18 protein-coding genes are annotated in these 17,893 nt (G+C 62.3%); 15 read left to right on the top strand and 3 right to left on the bottom strand.

What is annotated here, in order from left to right; genetic code table 11:
• Positions 1–7: 7 nt before the first annotated feature.
• The 15 genes from IPN92_17720 to galE all read left to right on the top strand — a co-directional run bounded on the left by IPN92_17720 (position 8) and on the right by galE (position 14,721).
• On the top strand, positions 8–712 hold the full coding sequence (locus IPN92_17720) for a hypothetical protein (protein ID MBK8640023.1): 705 nt from the start codon (positions 8–10) through the stop codon (positions 710–712).
• A 14-nt stretch (positions 713–726) separates the two neighbouring features.
• Positions 727–1,674, top strand: a complete 948-nt coding sequence (locus IPN92_17715) for a polysaccharide deacetylase family protein (GenBank protein ID MBK8640022.1) — start codon at positions 727–729, stop codon at positions 1,672–1,674.
• Positions 1,671–2,645: a glycosyltransferase family 2 protein gene (locus IPN92_17710; GenBank protein ID MBK8640021.1), complete on the top strand. Its 975-nt coding sequence runs from the start codon at positions 1,671–1,673 to the stop codon at positions 2,643–2,645. Before IPN92_17715 ends, IPN92_17710 begins: the two co-directional genes overlap by 4 nt.
• Positions 2,646–2,900: 255 nt before the next feature.
• Positions 2,901–3,842, top strand: coding sequence for a glycosyltransferase (locus IPN92_17705; GenBank protein ID MBK8640020.1), 942 nt, complete (start codon positions 2,901–2,903; stop codon positions 3,840–3,842).
• Complete coding sequence (locus IPN92_17700; protein ID MBK8640019.1) at positions 3,842–5,110, top strand: glycosyltransferase family 4 protein; 1,269 nt, start codon at positions 3,842–3,844, stop codon at positions 5,108–5,110. Before IPN92_17705 ends, IPN92_17700 begins: the two co-directional genes overlap by 1 nt.
• Position 5,111: 1 nt before the next feature.
• Positions 5,112–5,342 carry a glycosyltransferase family 2 protein gene (locus IPN92_17695; protein MBK8640018.1) on the top strand — a complete coding sequence of 77 codons (231 nt, stop codon included), beginning with the start codon at positions 5,112–5,114 and terminating at the stop codon, positions 5,340–5,342.
• Positions 5,343–5,489: 147 nt separating this feature from the next.
• Positions 5,490–7,385: an FkbM family methyltransferase gene (locus IPN92_17690; protein ID MBK8640017.1), complete on the top strand. Its 1,896-nt coding sequence runs from the start codon at positions 5,490–5,492 to the stop codon at positions 7,383–7,385.
• A complete protein-coding gene (locus tag IPN92_17685) occupies positions 7,382–8,206 on the top strand; it encodes an FkbM family methyltransferase (GenBank protein ID MBK8640016.1) in 825 nt (274 codons plus the stop codon). Before IPN92_17690 ends, IPN92_17685 begins: the two co-directional genes overlap by 4 nt.
• A gap of 4 nt (positions 8,207–8,210) precedes the next feature.
• The gene (locus IPN92_17680) at positions 8,211–9,587 is read left to right on the top strand and encodes a hypothetical protein (protein MBK8640015.1); all 1,377 of its coding nucleotides are present in this window, start codon (positions 8,211–8,213) and stop codon (positions 9,585–9,587) included.
• Between the two features lie 110 nt (positions 9,588–9,697).
• Complete coding sequence (locus tag IPN92_17675; GenBank protein ID MBK8640014.1) at positions 9,698–10,774, top strand: hypothetical protein; 1,077 nt, start codon at positions 9,698–9,700, stop codon at positions 10,772–10,774.
• Between the two features lie 98 nt (positions 10,775–10,872).
• Positions 10,873–11,544, top strand: coding sequence for a class I SAM-dependent methyltransferase (locus IPN92_17670; GenBank protein MBK8640013.1), 672 nt, complete (start codon positions 10,873–10,875; stop codon positions 11,542–11,544).
• Positions 11,545–11,595: 51 nt separating this feature from the next.
• The gene (locus IPN92_17665; protein MBK8640012.1) at positions 11,596–12,360 is read left to right on the top strand and encodes a hypothetical protein; all 765 of its coding nucleotides are present in this window, start codon (positions 11,596–11,598) and stop codon (positions 12,358–12,360) included.
• A gap of 50 nt (positions 12,361–12,410) precedes the next feature.
• Positions 12,411–12,842 carry a hypothetical protein gene (locus tag IPN92_17660; protein MBK8640011.1) on the top strand — a complete coding sequence of 144 codons (432 nt, stop codon included), beginning with the start codon at positions 12,411–12,413 and terminating at the stop codon, positions 12,840–12,842.
• A gap of 10 nt (positions 12,843–12,852) precedes the next feature.
• Positions 12,853–13,647 (top strand): YdcF family protein, encoded by a 795-nt coding sequence (locus IPN92_17655; protein MBK8640010.1) that lies wholly within the window; start codon positions 12,853–12,855, stop codon positions 13,645–13,647.
• A gap of 81 nt (positions 13,648–13,728) precedes the next feature.
• Positions 13,729–14,721, top strand: a complete 993-nt coding sequence (gene galE / locus IPN92_17650) for a UDP-glucose 4-epimerase GalE (GenBank protein MBK8640009.1) — start codon at positions 13,729–13,731, stop codon at positions 14,719–14,721.
• 48 nt (positions 14,722–14,769) lie between these two features.
• On the opposite strand, the gene IPN92_17645 is transcribed toward galE, so the two are convergent.
• Genes IPN92_17645 through IPN92_17635 form a run of 3 tightly spaced genes read right to left on the bottom strand, consistent with a single transcriptional unit; the run spans position 14,770 to position 17,886 of the window.
• Positions 14,770–15,483, bottom strand: coding sequence for an ABC transporter ATP-binding protein (locus IPN92_17645; protein MBK8640008.1), 714 nt, complete (start codon positions 15,481–15,483; stop codon positions 14,770–14,772).
• 10 nt (positions 15,484–15,493) lie between these two features.
• Complete coding sequence (locus tag IPN92_17640) at positions 15,494–16,696, bottom strand: ABC transporter permease (protein MBK8640007.1); 1,203 nt, start codon at positions 16,694–16,696, stop codon at positions 15,494–15,496.
• A complete protein-coding gene (locus IPN92_17635) occupies positions 16,693–17,886 on the bottom strand; it encodes an efflux RND transporter periplasmic adaptor subunit (protein MBK8640006.1) in 1,194 nt (397 codons plus the stop codon). Before IPN92_17635 ends, IPN92_17640 begins: the two co-directional genes overlap by 4 nt.
• Between the last annotated feature and the right edge of the window lie 7 nt (positions 17,887–17,893).

The following is a 17,893-nucleotide window of genomic DNA, read 5'->3' as shown; positions in this document are numbered from 1 at the left end:
ATACAACATGCTTGATCGCGGCTTAGCGAGCTTACGCCGGCGTCTTCCCGCGCCGCTCTCCAATCTTGTCCCCAAGCGCAGTTTCCTCGGTTGTTGTGACTTTTGCGGGAACCCCGACCTTACGTGGCGGACGACGCAAATCCTCGCCCGCGAGAACGAGGGTGATGGCGAGCGGATCTTCGACTGGTCCAGCAAACATACCACCCCGGATCAACTGCGCATCGAACGGGTATTCGGCGCTCTCAGGCACACAGGCGCAAGGGTGCTCCACGTCGGAGTGGGCAACTCCGGCTTTGCCGAGCGCTGGCACGGTGAAGTGGCAGAGATTGTGGGGATCACGATCGCCACGACCGAGCAGCAGCACGCTGTTGACCTCGGCCTGCCGAATTACAGTTGCCATCTGATCAACAAGTACGATCCAGCACTGCCGCAACTGCCAAATCAGTTTGATTTCATTATCGACAACAATCCGAGTTTTGCCGCCTGCTGTAAGTTTCACTTCTTCACCATGTGGTGCAGCTACAGCGCTTTATTGAAAGCGGGTGGCATGGCGCTTACCGACATAGGAGGTATGCGTTGGGTCATCCCGGGCGGGGATCTACGCTGGAGCCTTGACGATCGTGATCTCGGCTGGATTGGAGATCGCTTCGGCTTCGCCGTCACAAGCGCCGGCGACGAAGACAGCGTCCGACTCCTTACGCGCACGTCCTGAAGCCTGTTGTGACCATGACTGCATTCGCCATGATTCTTGTGCCGCTGGCGCTCCTGGGCGTCGTGGCGTATGACTTCTGGTTTCGATTCGGTGCTCGGTTTAATAGTGATTCGTTTCTTGAACCGCTCACTGGGCTGGTCTTTCTCACCTACGATGACGGTCCAGCATCGCCTTTTGCGGCCTGGGGTGATTCGATTCAGGACGCGGAGACGGCACGTGAATCAATCCTGGCGGTGGATCCCTGTTGGAACTTTGCAGCATCGACAACCGCTAATCTGGCGCGTGTTCTCGCCGAGTACGATCAGCGTGCGTTATTCTTTGTGCGCGGCGATACTCTGGACGCCGATCAGAGCACGCATGATGTGCTGCGGAAATTGCACGATTCCGGCAGCGTGTTGGGTAACCATTCGTTTAGCCACACCCGGTTCTTGCAGCTTCCCGCCGAGTGCTGTGTTGACGAGGTACAGAAAACTGATTGTCTCCTTCGCAAGATTACCGGGCAAGCCCACAGTCTGTTTCGTCCGCCTTGGGGGCAATGGCATTTTGGCCGCACTTTGCGCATGTGGCGTCGGGCCTCGTTGTCTCAGTATTCCTTACCGCTCAACTGGACTCATGCCACCCGGGACTGGGAAAAATCCGCGGTGGATCTATCCCGAGACAACCTCAATGACGCCGTCTCGGAGTTCCTGCAAAGCGCGCGTGCCACTCGGTCTGGGATAGTGCTGCTGCAACACGACGTTTGGATTTATTCCGTGTTGTTTACTCGCATCCTTCTGGAGTGCCTTTGCCAGGAGCCCAGGCTGCGGATCGGCGACCCCTCCCTTCTTGTCCAGCATGCCAGGCAGACGAGTCAAGCGGCCAGACAATGGGTCGGAATACCCTATTATCTTCGCGAGCGATTGCGTTTGATTAAGTCGCGGCTAGCAAGCGCACTTCCGCTTTCACGGCGGTCAGGCCCATGATCGTCTCGATCATTATTCCTGTACATGACCGCGCCGGACTTGCAGAACAGGCTATCGCGTCGGTGGCTCTGTGCGCGGGGCCTGCCCTGTCTCATGAAGTTATCGTGGTGGATGATGGCTCCGCGCCGGAGGAGGCCCGCCGGCTAGCGAAGTTCTGCCGTGACCACCCAACCTGCCGTTATATTCGGCTCCAGCGCAATCGCGGTCCCCAGTTGGCCCGTAACGAGGGTCTGGCAGTGGCCAGTGGCAAGTACATCAAGTTTCTCGACTCCGACGACTTGCTGCTGCCCGGGGCGCTGGTGAAAGAGGTGGCCACGATCGAGGGGTCTTCGTCGGATCTTGTGATTTCCGGGTGGTTGCGCTCGTCGATGGACGATGTGAATCTGGAGCGGGCCGTTTCTTCGAATCCTATGCCTTATGCTGGCAATCCCTACGACGCCATCCTTTCCGGCTATGGCTCGCCGATATCGGCTGTTTTGTACCGGTCTACGGCGATTGCGGAGGTTCGTTGGGATCCGCGAGTGCCGCATCCGGATGATTGGTTTTTTCTCATTAAGGTGCTGCTTCGAGAGCCCCGAATCGCGACCCTGGAAGAGCCCGTGTTCGTTTGGCGGGATCACGGTGGACCGCGCGCTAGCGCGAGTTCGCTGAGTGAGTATGCCCATGCCCGTTTCCATATTCTTGATCATATTTACGCAGTGATGCGGGAAAGGCAGCTTCTGACGCCCTGGCGCCGCCAATGTTTATGCAACTATCTGTACCGTGACATTTATGTGGCTCACCGATTTGACCTTCCCCACTACCGGCGTATTCTCGCCCGCCTCGATGAAATAGGTCCGGGGTTTTTCCCTGATGCCGTGGTTGAAGGGCAGGTGATCAAGCGGGTACTCTTACGTCTGCTCGGCTATCGCCGTTATGTGCCGCTTCACAATCGCTTGCGCCGGTTTTGGCGGCGCAATGAGGCAGGCTGATCTTTGAATGCAAGGGGCCTCCCAGGATGGAAGATCTCTGTTGAAATCCCGCGTGATTACATGCCCCCTCCAGGCGGAACAATAACCGGGACAGACCACTTTTCCGTGAGATCCCTGGATCATCGAGTGGAACCTGACCTGCTGGGTGCCAGGAGATCAATAATGAAACCTGGTCGGTCCCTGATACCCCCATGCGGTGGTTGATGCCACCGTTATTTGGTCAAGAACGACAATCCCGTGTGAATCCAATTCGCGATGCTACCGTCTAACGCCATCTCCATTGTCATCCCTACCTACCGCCGGGAGCAGGTCCTGGTCGATACCCTGCACGCCCTGTTGCGCCAGGAGCCGCCGGCCGACGAAATCCTGGTGGTCGATCAGACCGAACGGCACGAGCCGGCCACGGCGGATCAACTGGCGGCGTGGGACGCGGCGGGTTGCATCCGCTGGCGCCGCCTGGAGCGCCCATCGGTCACCGCCGCCATGAACGCCGGCTTGCTGGCCGCCCGTTTCCCGCTGGTGCTGTTTCTCGACGACGACATTATTCCCGGACCTGGGTTGGTGGGAGCCCATGCCCGCAACTATACAGACCGGCTGGTGGTTGGGGTGGTGGGACAGGTTCTTCAACCAGGACAGCATCCCGTTGAGCCCCCAGTTCGGCGAATACGGGCTGGGATTTGGCGGGATCTAGACTTTCCCTTCAACAGCACTCACGGAGCTGATATTTACGACAGCATTGGCTGCAATTTTTCGGTGCGGCGAGAGGTGGCCCTGCAAGCCGGGGGCTTCGATGAGAACTTCCAGGGCGTGGCCTATCGCTTCGAAACCGAATTCGCCCGCCGACTGCGCCGGTTCAGCGGTGGCAAGGTCCGGTTCGATCCGGCCGCCTCGCTGCGCCACCTCCAGGCGGCGCGCGGCGGCACCCGCGCCTACGGCAACCCCCTGTGCAGCGCCAGTCCGGCTCATTCCATGGGGGAATACTATCTCGCCTTCCGCGAGGGCCGGGGCTGGGAGCGGCTGGGATTCATCCTCTGGCGGCTGTTCCGGTCGGTTCGCACCCGCTATCATCTGGCCCGTCCCTGGTGCATCCCCATCAAACTGACCGGCGAGCTACGGGGTCTGGTCTGGGCCGCTCGTCTGCACCGCCGCGGTCCCGCCCTGCTGCCATTGCCTACCGAAAAGGGTCACAGAGCCTGATGAGTGAATTGCGCTTCGCGGCCGTTATCTCGCATCCGATCCAGCATTATTCACCGGTGTTTCGCGCCTTGGCCACGGTGCCGGGCCTGGCGGTGAAGGTCTTCTATTTCTGCGATCATGGCGTCCGGGATTCCTTCGATCCCGGCTTCGGCCAGGCCTTCAAGTGGGATGTGCCGCTGCTCGACGGCTACGATCATGAATTCCTGCGCCCCGGCTACTCGCCCGCGAGTTTTGGCTTTCGGGAGGTCGACAGCCCGGACCTGACCCACCGGCTGGATGCGTATCGGCCCCATGCCCTGTGGGTGCATGGCTATGGCCAGGGCATCAGTTGGCGGGCGGTGCGCTGGGCGAATCGCAACGGGGCGGCGGCGCTCTACTTCGGCGATTCGGAGCTGGTGCACGTCCGTTCGCCGCTGGCGCGGACGCTGAAACGCCTGGTCCTGCCCGCCTTCTTCCGGCGCTGCGACGCCTTCATCACCATTGGCGACAACAACGAACGCTATTACCGTCATTACGGCGTCGCCCCGGACCGGCTGTTTCGCGGCGCCTGTCCGGTGGATATCGGCCGCTTCGCCGCCGTGCGGGACCAGATGAGCGGGGATGAGTGTGGTGATGTGCGGCGCCGGTTTGGTCTGCCGGCCGAGGCGTTCGTGGTGGCGCTGTCGGGCAAGCTCGAACCCTGGAAAAGGCCCCTGGACCTGGCGGAGGCCATCGCCCGCTTGTCGGATTCCCCCCGGCCTATCGCCGCCTTGTTCGTGGGCGACGGTCCGCTGCGGGGCGAACTCGAAGCCCGCATCCGCCAGCTCGGCATCGCACCCCGCGCCCGCATCACCGGTTTTGTCAACCAGAGCGAGATCGCCCAGGTGTTGCTGGCGGCGGATGCGTTGGCGGTGACCTCGGACCGGGATGCCCATCCCCTGTCCGTCACCGAATCCCTCGCCCTGGGGCATCCCATCATCGCCGCGGATCGGGTCGGTTGTGTGGGGCCGACGGACACCGCCCGGCCAGGCGTGAATGCCCTGGTCTATCCCTGCGGGGATGTGGGTGCCCTGGCGCAAGCCATCGGCGCCCTGGCCGGGGATCCCGGTCTGTACCGGCGGATGGCGGCGGCTTCCCTTCGCCTGGCGCCCAGCCAGGATGTGAAGGCCACGGTGGCGAGCGTGCTGCTGGCACTCCGACACCTGCGGCAGGGGCGCTTTGCCGCGCGTTGGGCGGAAATCCCGATTAGACTGCTGGACGGCGCCCTGCCGCCGGCAGGTGGTGGCTAGCGTGCTGGACCAGACCTATCGGCCGATTGAGGTCACCATCGTCGATGACGGGTCCATGGATGATACCGGTCGCGTCGCGAAGGAATTGATGGCAGGCAATCCCGCCATGGTTCGCGTCCTCCACATCGCCAACGGCGGCCCGGGCGTCGCGCGAGAGGCGGTCCGGCAAGTGGCCCGCGGCGACTTCGTCCAGTACCTGGACAGCGACGATCTGTTGCTACCCAGGCAGTGAATCCAGAAAGCTCTTCTCAGTGGCCCGCAGCACAAGCCGTTCTGAACGGGGTAACGGCTTGGATTTCCGACTTTACGGTTTGGCTGCTGGCCTTTTTGGTTGGGAACGGGGATGTCGGCTGTCCTGCAATACGGATAAGTTCCGGCCATGAGTGACGATCCGCTCGTTACCGTGGTCATGAGCGTCTTCAACGGCGCCGCGACGCTGACGGAAACCCTGGATGGTGTCCTGGCGCAGGAAGGCGTGGCGTTCGAGTTCATCGTGGTCGACGATGGCTCGACCGACGGCAGCGGGGCACTGCTTGATGACCATGCCCGGCGCGATGAGCGGCTGCGGGTGATTCACCAGGACAACAGGGGGCTGACGCGGGCCTTGATCCACGGTTGCGCCGAGGCAAGGGGCCCGTTCATCGCCCGGCAGGACGCGGGGGATATCTCCCTGCCGGGGCGGCTGGCTCGGCAGTCCGCCTTCCTGGCCTCAAACCCCGAGGTGGTGCTGACCGCCTGCGGCACCCGGTTTGTCGGACCGGCGGGTGAGCTTTTGTACGAGCAGGTTCAGCACGGCGACGAGTTGCAACGGGGTCTTGAGCAACTCGACAGCAAGCACATTCGGGGACCATCGCATCACGGCAGCGTGATGTTTCACCAGGCCGCCTATCACGCCGTCGGCGGCTATCGCCCGGAATTTCGGGTCGCGCAGGATTTGGATCTTTGGATGCGGCTGGTAGAGCAGGGCCGTTGCGCGGCTACCTCCGAAATACTTTATCGCGCTGTTTGGCAACCAGGCTCGATCAGCCACCTGCGTCGCAAGCAACAGGTTCTGGCCACCGACGCGATTTTCGAGTGTTGCGCCTGCCGGTGGCGGGGAGAAAGCGAACGGACAGTGCTGGATCGTCTGCAAGCGGAATTTGAAAAATCCCGGACGGATGAAATAGTGTTTCCGGGTTTGGTTCTGGCCAGATTTAACTATTTCTTGGGTAGCCTTCTCCAGAATCGAGATCCCGCTGCTGCCCGTCGGTATCTTTATCAGGCCGTCGCGTCATGGCCTCTGCATTTCAAGGCATGGTGGAAATTGTTGCGGGTCATCCGTCCCTCAGGAAAGCAAACAAACGGATCTGAAGTCTCTTTTTACAGGGCAACTATGAAGATTGATAACAAGAGCGAACTAGCACGCTGGAAGGCTACAAATTGCTTTTCACTAAATTTTGCGTTCTGGGTAGCGAAGTTAACTCCAATAGGAAAAGGCTATTTTCCAAGGAAGCTAGGAAAATTCCTCAAGCCTTGGATTCACCACTCGATGGTTACCCGTCATGGCGCCTTGTTGCCGATAGTGGCCGAAGCCCTTGACGTTTACACAACGATGTTGATGCAGGAACATAGCTGGGATTATTGGGTTTTTCGAGTGATTAACCAAAATATTGCTGCCGGGGATGTCTTTTATGATATTGGCGCCAATGTCGGGTATATCAGCTTGGAGCTGGCTTACGTGAGGCAAGATGATGATATCCATGTAATTTCGTTTGAACCTCAACGGATACTTGCCGACAATATTGGGTTGGCAAGCCAATTAAATGGCTTGCGTAATTTACAGGTGCTCGGTGTCGCTGTTGGCGCGGATGACGCCGTGATCCCATTTTTCTTTACCGAGCATTCGGTTCACGCAACCGCGATCGCTCCTCAGGAGTCCGCGAAACGGGGCGAAGTAACTCAGGTTTGCCTGGATCGTCTCGTCTTCGATGGCGAAATTCCACCGCCAAACTGGATAAAAATTGACATCGAAGGTTATGAGTTAGAAGCCCTGCTGGGAGCGAAAAGGACGATAAGCACTTACCGGCCGTGCATAATTTTTGAGTATTCCTGGGGTACGATTAACAGTGGGAAGGGCTTCCAGGACTATGTCCAGTTTTTTTCCCAGGTGGGTGGTTATGAACTTTGTAGGCTTAACGGTCAGCTTCTCGATCCTGCAGATTGGATGCTCGCGGCAGGCGCACATCTGGATGTGTGGGCAAGACCGGTAGAATTTACAAATAAGAGGCAGAGTTGAGTAACCCCGTATCGATTCATCTTCCCGCCTGGCTGCGGCTACTCAGGTCCCTGCCGCTGCCCCATAAGCTTGGTGTACTCGAACGCCTTCACGGCCGCCAGTTGGCGCGGGAAGGTATCGTCTGGGTGGAGGCGTCGAACGGCACGGTGTGGAAGCTGGATCTGGAGCATCCGTGCGAGCGCTGGATCGTCTATGGGGATTACGAGGGACCCGCGCAAATGGGCTGGCTGCGCCGCTGGTTGAATCGGGGAGGCGTCGTTATCGATTCCGGCGCCAATATTGGCCAGATGGCCCTGTATTTGGCGCCGTTGCCCGGGGTCGAGCTGTTCGCGTTTGAGCCCTTGCCGTCGGCCGCCGACTGGTTGGATGAGTGCCTTGCGCGCTACCCCAAATGGGCGGTCAGGGTGATCAGGAAGGGACTTTCCAGCGCCGATGAAACAGTGATCATGCAGGTCGATGGCGCGCGCTCGACCACTAGGACAGATTGGTACCGGCAGCAACACTTGCAGACCCTTTCCCTGCCGATGACCACCCTGGACTCTTTTCTTGACGAAAATCGCATCCCGGAGGTCAAGCTCTGGAAGCTCGATGTCGAGGGCCATGAGTTGCAAGCACTGGAAGGCGCACGCCGGCACTTGGAACGTCAACGGATCGCGGCGATTCTGGTGGAGCTTTCTGGGGGAGAGGAGCCGCGGCGACTGCTCGTGGACTGGGGATACGCTCTGTATCGTTTCGGCCGGCGCGGTGGGCTCGTGTCTGTTAAGGCAGAGGACACTGCGCTTGGCAACCTGTTGGCTTTGCCTGCGGGGTCCGCGCCTTAACCCCATGATCGAACTTGCCGCCCTCGTTGCCTTTTTCGTGATCGCGCTGACGCTCGGCGACTGGCGCCGGGGTCTGTTGGCGATCCTGGTCGTCGCCGTGTTGCAGGATGTGTTCCGTAAGCTTACGCCCGGTGTACCGGCCTATTACCTGCTGTGGACGACCATGACCTTCGGGACGGTGTTCGCCACGGCATTCGTCGGGGGGGCGGTGCGGAGCTTGCGCCCGCTCTACCTGTACGACCCCCGGCTGAAGGTGGCCTGGGGATTGTTTTTTTTGGTGGTCCTGGCGCAGGCGGGCCACGCCCTGGTTCGCTGGGGCAATCCACAGGTGCCGGTGCTCGGGCTGCTCTTTTACTTCGGCCCCGTCGCCGCCCTGCTGCTGGGGGTGGCCTTTGCCTCCACGGAGCGGCGGATCACCGCCTTCCTGACGGCCTATGTCCTGATCATGACGCCGGCGGCGCTGACGGTTTACCTGTCGCTGGAGTTTTCGGACCAGTGGCCCATCCTCCGGGACATCGGCTCCTTCGTCGGCAGCCAGTTGGTCATTTACGACGTGGGTACCGCGCTGGATTCCCACCCCGGCCTGTTCCGGGTGGGCGAGATCGCCGCCTGGCACGCCGCCACCGCCGCCGCCATTCTGATCATGCTGGCGACCCGCCGCCCCTCGCTGACGTACCGAATCATTGCAGGGCTGCTGGTGGTGGCGCTGGTGGGTGCCATCCTTCTGACCGGCCGGCGCAAGATGTTGATGGCTCTGACCATCTTCGTGGCGGTGCAGTGGGCGCTGCTGGCCTTTTTGCACAAGGGTGTGAACCGCCAGACCTTGACGCTGCTGGTGCTCGGTGTGGTGGGGTCCTTTGCGCTGACCCTGCTGGATCCCCAGGAGCGGAACTCCGAGTCGGACTTGTATTTCGAGCGCGGCGTAACCGTGTTCGGTGACGTGAGCGGGCGCTTCCAGACATCCCTGGATTTGCTGCGATCGGCCGTGTCGCGCTCCGCGGGGATCGGCCTGGGTGCGGGGGTCTCGGCGCAAGGCACGCAATATGCCGGCGGCGTGTCTGGGGCCGTCGGCGGCGCGGCCGAGGCGGGGTTGGGGAAGATTGTCATCGAGTTGGGCATCCCTGGCGCCCTGGTCATTCTCTGGCTGCTGTACCGTATCGCGCGGCGGCTGTGGGAGGGCTTCCGGCTGTTGGCGCAAGCCAGTGAAAGCCTGTCGTACTATGCGGCGTCGTTCGCCGCCCTGCTGATCGCCAACATCGCCACCTTTACCGTTGCCACCCAGGTGTACGGGGATCACGCCATCCTGATCCTGCTCGGTCTGGTGGCAGGGATGCTGTTTTCCCTGGCCATGGCCGGCATCGAGCTGCGAGCGGAAAGATAAAAAAAGGGGTCAGACATGGCGCAAAACCTTCCTGATGGTTACGGCTATCGCAATGCGGAGCCAGCCTGGTCGAACCCATGCGGTTGCCCCTTTTTGTCATGACCCAGGGGATGAAAAGTGCTTCGTCGGCCCCGGACCGGGCGATGGTGGATGCCTTCAAGGGCATCCTTATCAGCCTCATCGTGCTCGGCCATAACATCCTCTTCTTCGCGGCCTGCCCGCTGTGCTTCAATGTCCTGTACAACTTTCACGTCGCCTGTTTTTTGGTGCTGCCGTTTATCGTGCCCGGCGCCGCGGTTGGCCGGGCGGGGCTGAAGGACCGGCTGGCGCGCTATTTCGTGCCGCACTTGCTGTTTTTTGCCCTGGCCTGCCTGCTGTACTTGCTCTTCATGGTGCCCTGGGAGGCGGCCGCCCTGTCGGACTGGGCCGGCAAGGTGGTGCTGGCGGTGGTGATCTCCGATCAGGAGCACTATAAGGAGGCCTGCGGCTTTGGCCTCTTCTGGTTTCTGCCCGCCCTGTTCGCGATGGTGGTGTTGCTCGGGGCCTACCGCGCGGCGGGACCCAAGGCGCGAGGGTCCCTGTTGGGCGGCGCCCTGCTCGCCCATGGCCTGCTGGGCCTGGCGCCGCGGAGCCTGACGGCGGTGGTGCCCTGGAGCCTGGATCTGGTGCTGTTCCTGTTCCCCCTGGGTGTCGCGGTGGGGGCCTTGTGGGCGCGCTGGGGGGGGCGGGTGTGGTTTCACGCCGCCTGCCTGGTAGTCTTTGTGCTCTGCATCCATGCCAGCGTGCGGATGAACAGCTACGGCATGAGTAATGGCGGCAGGCTGCTGGCCCTCGACCACCCGCTGGAGCTGGTCTTTCATGACCTTTACCTGATCGCGGCCTTTTTCGGTCTGCTGGGCCTGGCCTGGCTCATGCGCTCCACCCTCCTGGCCTACGTCGGCCGCCGTTCCCTCTTTATTTTCCTGGCCCACTCCTTCGTCTGGCAGTTCCTCGTCCAGACCGGCCTGACCGGGCTCATGGCGGCTGGCATCGCCTCCGTCTGGCTGGCCGTGGCGGTCTCCTTCCTGCTGACCATGGCCCTCACCCTGGGTGCCAGCCTGTTATTCGAACAGCACCAGCGGCTTTACCGGCTGATCTTTCCGAATAAGGGGGTCAACACCATTTCCTCACCAGGAAAAGGGTGCTGACCGTTTTTTCGTGTTTTTTCTACACAGGGCAGCGCGCTCGAAGGCTTCCCTCAGATACTGATTCCCCGAGTGCACGGGGAAAAACGTAGGCCGCTGATATGTCCGGTTATTTCAACGTATTGCGAGACGAGATCGAGAGCTTTCTGCCTGAAAGCCCGTCGTTAGTCATGGACGTCGGATGTGGCACGGGGGTGACCTCACGTTGGCTGAAGCAGGTCCGAGAAGGCATTACGACTATCGGAGTGGAAGTCGATCAACGGGTGGCAGCAATTGCGGCTACAGTGCTGGATCGAGTTGTGGTAACTGATCTGGATGAGGGATTAGAACAACTTGAACCCTATGTAGGGCAGGTGGACTTACTGCTTTTACTTGATGTTCTGGAGCATCTTCGCGATCCGTGGACGCGTTTGCAGGAATTCAAGCCCTTACTTTCTCCGACTGGAGTCATCATTGCGAGTATCCCTAATGTAAGAAATCTCAAAGTGCTTCTTCCGCTTCTCTTCAAGGGTGAGTGGCAGTATCAGGCGGCGGGCATACTGGACAAGACGCATTTGCGCTTCTTCACCCGGCGATCGGTGGTTGCGCTTTTTAAAAGCGCTGGATTTGAAATTCAACAAATCGGCATGACCGGTCCGATACGCTTTCGAAGCATTAAATCGATATCAGGTGGCGCCGCTTGTATTGCAAACATGTTGCTCGCGGGAACGCTACGAGATTTTCTGGTGCACCAGTACCTTGTCCGCGCAGTGAAATCTGCGGATTCGGTTTAATGTTGATGCGTTATTTTAGCATGTGCCAACTGGTCAACTGAGGGGAAGTGCATGTTCACTCAGCCGCTTGTGGTATTGATGACCGCGACTCTGAATCCGGGGCTCTATTCCAATGCAGTGCAACGTGCAGATCCACGATTACGGACGGAAGACTATGTGCATGCCTTGGGGTTTTGGGCACGCATCACCGACCAGAGGATAAAGGGAGTAGTGTTTTGCGAAAATTCTGGCGGTGAGCTGACATTGTTGAAAACCCGGCTAGCTGAATCGGCGGCGAATCTGCCGATAGAATGGCTGACATTCGGGGGCAACTCACGGCCGGCCGGGATGCATTACGGTTATTCCGAGCTTGGACATCTCGAGTACGCGGTGACCAATAGTCATCTTCTGGCAGGGACAAATATTTTCCTCAAGGTTACTGGACGATTAATATTCCCCGAAATCTCCAAGTTATTAGATACCTTTGATCAAGATATACGCTTCGCTGTTGACTGTCGGCGAGCCTACAGGCGCGAGACTGGATCACCTATTAAGGCTAGGACGCAGTTGATGTTGATCGAAAAAAGTTTTTATTTTGATCACTTTTTTGGCCAGAGCGAGGAGATGCTCAGATGCTGCTCGCACCTTGAAGAATTTGTTGCGTTAAGGGTGCTCCCTTTTCGGAATGATCCAACCGTGGTGCTTCGATTCAAGCGGGAATGCCCACCTGTTGGTATCGCCGCATTTACTGGTGAAAATTACCACACAGGAAAAACTTTGTTAAAGTCGAAACTGCGTCAAGTTTTGCGGAGGGTGGCCCCAGGGGTTTGGCTCTGAGATCGGCTGCAGCAATGGCGCCATCGAATTACGGGGACAGGATCGGAATTATGGGGACACTGGTAGTCTTTGTGCTCTGCATCCATGCCAGCGTGCGGATGAACAGCTACGGCATGAGTAATGGCGGCAGGCTGCTGGCCCTCGACCACCCGCTGGAGCTGGTCTTTCATGACCTTTACCTGATCGCGGCCTTTTATGGTCCGCTGGGCCTGGCCTGGCTCATGCGCTCCACCCTCTTGGCCTACGTCGGCCGCCGTTCCCTCTTTATTTTCCTGGCCCACTCCTTCGTCTGGCAGTTCCTCGTCCAGACCGGCCTGACCGGGCTCATGGCGGCTGGCATCGCCTCCGTCTGGCTGGCCGTGGCGGTCTCCTTCCTGTTGACCATGGCCCTCACCCTGGGCGCTAGCCTGTTGCTCGAACAGCATCAGCGGCTTTACCGGCTGATCTTCCCGAACAAGGGGTTCCGACCTTGTTCTTTATAGGGATAACACAATGGATTGGATTGAACTGAAGCGCCTGGTGACAGCGCTGATCCTGCCCTTGCCGTTGGGCCTGGGCTTGGTGTTCGCCGGCGCCTTGCTGCGCTGGCTGGCAGGGGTTCGCCGTTTGGGGGCGGCGTTGATGGCTGGCGGCGTCCTGGTGGTCTGGGCCGCGTCGTTGCCCCTCGTTGCGGGGTATTTGATGGGGCGGCTGGAGGCAGACTTCCCGCCCATGGCGGCGGCGGACTGTCCTCGGGCGGGTGCCATCGTGGTGCTCGGCGGGGCGGTGAAACCCTGGCTGATCGGGGATGTGAGTCCGCGGTTGCATAGCGGCTCGGATCGGGTCTGGGTGGCGGCGCGGCTGTATCACGCTGGCTGCGCGCCGCTAGTGGCGGTCAGCGCGGGTGGGGTCCTTGGGCCGGATGTGCGAGCGCCGGAGGCCGAGGCGATCACGTCCTTGCTCGTCGATTTGGGGGTGCCGGCCGCGGCGCTGGTGGCGGAGGCGGAGAGTCGGGATACCCAGGGCAATGCCGCCTTTACCAAGGCTATGCTGGCGCCGCGGGGGATCGATCGGGTGCTGCTGGTGACCTCCGCCTGGCACCTGCGGCGGGCGGTGCCGCAGTTCGAGCGCGAGGGTCTCGAGGTGATTCCCGTCGGGGCGGATTACCGCTCCCTCGGGAGCTGCCGTGGGGTCTGGTGCTGGCTGCCGAGCCCCGGCGCCCTGGATGCCACCTCACTGGCCCTGAAGGAGTTTCTGGGCGAAATAATAGGGATCGGAAGCCTTTTCTCTCGGGGAAAAGGCTCATGATCCCTTTCTTTTTCTGGCCTTTCGGTAGCGTTGTTAGTGGGGGCAGATGGCGGGGGCGGGTTTCAGGGGGAGGCTGAGGAGATGGGGACTGTTTTGGTGACGGGCGGCGCCGGCTATATCGGCAGCCATGCCTGTAAGGCCCTCCATCAGGCCGGCTATCAGCCGATTGCCTGCGACAACCTGGTCTATGGTCATCCCTGGGCGGTGCGGTGGGGGCCGCTGGAGCAGGGCGATATTGCCGATCGGGCCTGGCTGGACACCTTGATCGAGCGCTACCGCCCGCTGGCGGTGATGCACTTCGCCGCCTATGCCTATGTGGGCGAGTCGGTCCAGGACCCGGGCAAGTATTATCGCAACAATGTCGCCGGGACCCTGACCCTGCTGGAGGCGGTGCGGGATCACGGCATTCGGCCGTTCATCTTTTCCAGTACCTGCGCCACCTATGGCATCCCGGCGCGGGTGCCGATCACCGAGGATTGCCCCCAGACGCCGATCAACCCCTACGGGGCCTCCAAGCTGATGATCGAGCGGATGCTGGCGGATTTCGAGGTCGCCCATGGGCTGCGCGCCATCAACCTGCGGTACTTTAATGCCGCCGGTGCCGACCCCGAGGGTGAGATCGGCGAGGACCATGACCCCGAGACGCATCTGATCCCGCTGGCGATCCGGGCGGCACAAGGCGGCGGGCCGGCGCTGGCGATCTTCGGCGGTGACTATGCCACCCCGGACGGCACCGCCGTGCGTGACTATATCCATGTAACCGACCTTGCCGTTGCCCATGTACGCGCGCTCGATGACCTGCTGGCCGGTGGGGCGAGCGCAGCGCTCAATCTGGGGACAGGGCAGGGGGCGTCGGTGCGGGAGGTGATCGCGGCCGTCGCGGCGGTGGCGGGCCGCCCGGTGCCGGTGCGGGAGGCGCCCCGGCGGGCGGGCGATCCGCCCGTGCTGGTCGCCGATCCCACGCACGCCATGGAGCGGCTGGGGTGGCGGCCGCTGCATTCGCGTCTGCCCCGGATCGTGGAGACGGCCTGGCGGTGGTATGAGGCGCGGGCCGGGTCTTGCCGGGAGTCTTGAGGAAGCCAGGCGGGCAGTGCGGATTACATGCCACCGGCACCGGCCTGGCTAGCCGATTTCCCGCCCCTCGCCCGCCTCCTCGTGGGTGCGGCCATCGCGAATTTGATAGATCCGGCGGAAGGTGGGGATGATCTTCTCGTCGTGGGTGACCACGATGATGGCGGTCTGGTAGTGCTGGGCCATACGGTTGAGGATGCGGATCACGCTGAGGGCCCGCTCGCTGTCCAGGGGGGCCGTGGGTTCGTCGGCCAGGATAACCGGGGGGCGATTGGCCAGGGCGCGGGCGATGGCGACACGCTGTTGTTCACCGCCGGAGAGATGGGCGGGCATGGCCTGGGAGCGGTGGCTCACGTCCAGGGCCGCCAGCAGTTCCCGCGCCTGGTCCCGGGCCATGCCGTTGGGCTGGCCGGCCAGCATGAGGGGCAGGGCGACGTTGTCGGTGACGTCCAGAAAGGGGATCAGATAGGGGGCCTGGAAGACGAAGCCGATCTTGTCCCGGCGCAGGGCGCGGCGGTCGGTCAGGCGCCAGCCTTCATCGTAGATGACATCCGCGCCCAGGGTCATGCGCCCGCCGCTGGGCTCGATGACCGCCCCCAGGCACTTGAGGAGCGTACTCTTGCCCGAGCCGGAGGGCCCGATCAGCCCGATCACCTCGCCGGGCGCCACCGCCAGGTCCACCCCCTTGAGGGCGTCCACCGCCGTATCGCCGGAGCCGAAGCGCTTGCGCAGGCCCTCGATGCGGATGCCGTGGGTGCCATTCATCAACGCATCATCAGCCACCGATGGCCTCCGCCGGGTCCACCCGGAGCGCGGCGCGGATGGCGATGAGGCTCGCCAGCACGCAAATGATCATGACGATCCCGAAACCGCGCGCGGCGTCCCCGGGCAGCAGCAGGACGTATTTAGGAAAGATGGGCGCCCAGAGGCTGGCGGCGATCTTGCCCACCATGAAGCCGATGGCGCCCAGTCCAAGTGCCTGCCACAAAATCATGGCGGCGATGGTGCGGTTGCGGGTGCCGATGAGCTTGAGGACTGCTATCTCGCGGATCTTGCCCAGGGTGAGGGTGTAGATGATGAAGGCGACGATGGCGGCGCTCACCACCGAGAGGATGACCAGGAACATGAAGATCTGGCGCGCCGAGGTGGCGATGAGCTTGGCCTGGAGGATCTCGTTCATCTCGGCGCGGGTATGGACCGTGAGGCGCTTCCAGCGCCGGATCTCGCCGGCCACCGCGTCCGGGTCGGCACCCGGGGCAACGCGGACCAGGATGGCGTTTACCGAGGAATTCACCGTTTGGGAGGCCAGCACCGCCTCCAGGACGCCGGGCTGACCGGGCCGGTTGAGGGCGGGATTGGCCAGGGTGCGCTGGCGCTGGTGGACGATGGCGTCGTTGTCCTTGAGGAACTGGGCCTCCTGGGCGTCCTTGAGGGGGATGAAGACCATGGGATCGCCCCCCGAGGAGACGGCGCGGCGGGTCAGTCCCACGACGCTATAAAGATTGCGGCGGATACGGATTTGCTCGCCGAGACGAAAGCCGGTGGCGAGGTCGGCCACCGCCTCGTAATGACCCTGGGTGATATGGCGACCGGCGACCAGGAAGCGCGGCTGACCCGGCTCGCCCGGACCGCCCGGGACCACGCCCACCACCATGGCCCGCCGCTCCCGGTCGCCTTGACCTACCTGCATGGTGAGATAGGTGACGTTGGCGGCACGGGCCACGCCCGGCAGGGTGAGGATGCCCCGATACAAATCATCCTGCAGGCTGGATGACTCCGCGTAGGGCCCCAGGGTATCGCGTTGTACTACCCAGAGGTCCGCCCCGCTGTTGTCCAGCAGGATCTCGGCGTCATCCACCATGCCCCGGTAAATGCCCGCCATGGAGAGGGTGACGCCGATGAGCAGTCCCAGGCCCAGGCCGGTGAAGACGAACTTGCCCCAGGCGTGGAGGATGTCCCGTCCGGCGAGACTGATCATTGGGGCACTCCAGGGAGGGACGCCACCACCTGGACGCGGCTATGCGGGCCAAGGGGGGAGCGGCTATGAGCCACGACCGCGTCGCCAACGCTCAGGCCGGACCGGATCTGGACCCGGCCGTCCCGGTCGGCCACCCCTCGCTCCACGGGGACGAAGCGGGGCGCATTGTCCTCCAGCCGCCAGACGCCGAGCTGGCCGTCGCGGCGGTGCAGGGCGGCGTTGGGCACCCAGGGCGTGGGTGGCAAGGGCGCCAGCAGCACGGTCACCTCGGCGAGTTCGCCCAGGCGGGGGAGGGGGTCGGGCAGGGGCGCGAAGACGATCTTGGCCAGCAGTTCCTCGGTGACGGCATCGGCCCTGGGCTCCACCCGACCGACCTCTCCGGCATGGATCAGCAGGGGCTGGGACCTGAGGCTGACCCGGGCTGGCAGGCCGGCGGCCAGGCCCCCGGCCCCAAGCTGGTCAAAACGGGCATTGACCCAGAGTTGCTCGGCGTCGATGACCTCCACTACTGCCTGGCCCGCCACCAGGGTGCTGCCCGGTTCCGCGTCCCGGGAGACCACCAGGGCATCCACCGGGGCCAGCAGGCGCAGGTTGGCCCGCTGGGTCACCAGGGCCTCGTGCTCGGCGCGCACCCGATTGAGCTCCTGCTCGGCGGATGCCAGGTTGGCTTGAGCGGCCTGGAGCCCGGCCTTGGCGACCAGGGACTCCTGGCGCTTGGCCTCCACCGAGTCCTCGCTGGCGGTCTTGGCGAGCAGCAACTGTTCGTAACGCTTGACCTGGGCGGTGGCGAATTCCCGCCGGGCCCGGGCGTCGTCGGTCTGGGCCCGGGCGGCCTCGATCCCGGCCTCGGCGCGGCGCTGGGCCGCCTCCTGGGCGGCGACCCGGTCATCCAGGTCCACCGGGTCCATCTCCCCCAGCAACTGGCCCGCCTTGACCCGTTCGCCTACCTGCACCTCCACCCGACTCACGCGGCCCGCGAAGGTGGGGCCGATGCGATAGGTGTAACGGGCCTCCAGGGTCCCGATGCCGAACAGGGTGGGGGTGATGGTATCCGCCGTGACGGTGGTCAGGGTCACCAGCACCGGGGCCAGGGGGCCCGTGGTCAGGGCGAGCCAGAGGAAGGTGGCCCCGAGGGGGACGAGAAAGCCAAGCAGGGGGAGGGCGCGGCGGGTTAAGGGAGGGAGGCGCATGAGTGAC

Source organism: Chromatiaceae bacterium (assembly GCA_016714645.1).
In the GTDB taxonomy this organism is placed as follows: Bacteria; Pseudomonadota; Gammaproteobacteria; order Chromatiales; family Chromatiaceae; genus M0108.
Note: the sequence above shows the minus strand (reverse complement) of the source record. Positions and strands in the feature narration are given on the sequence as shown.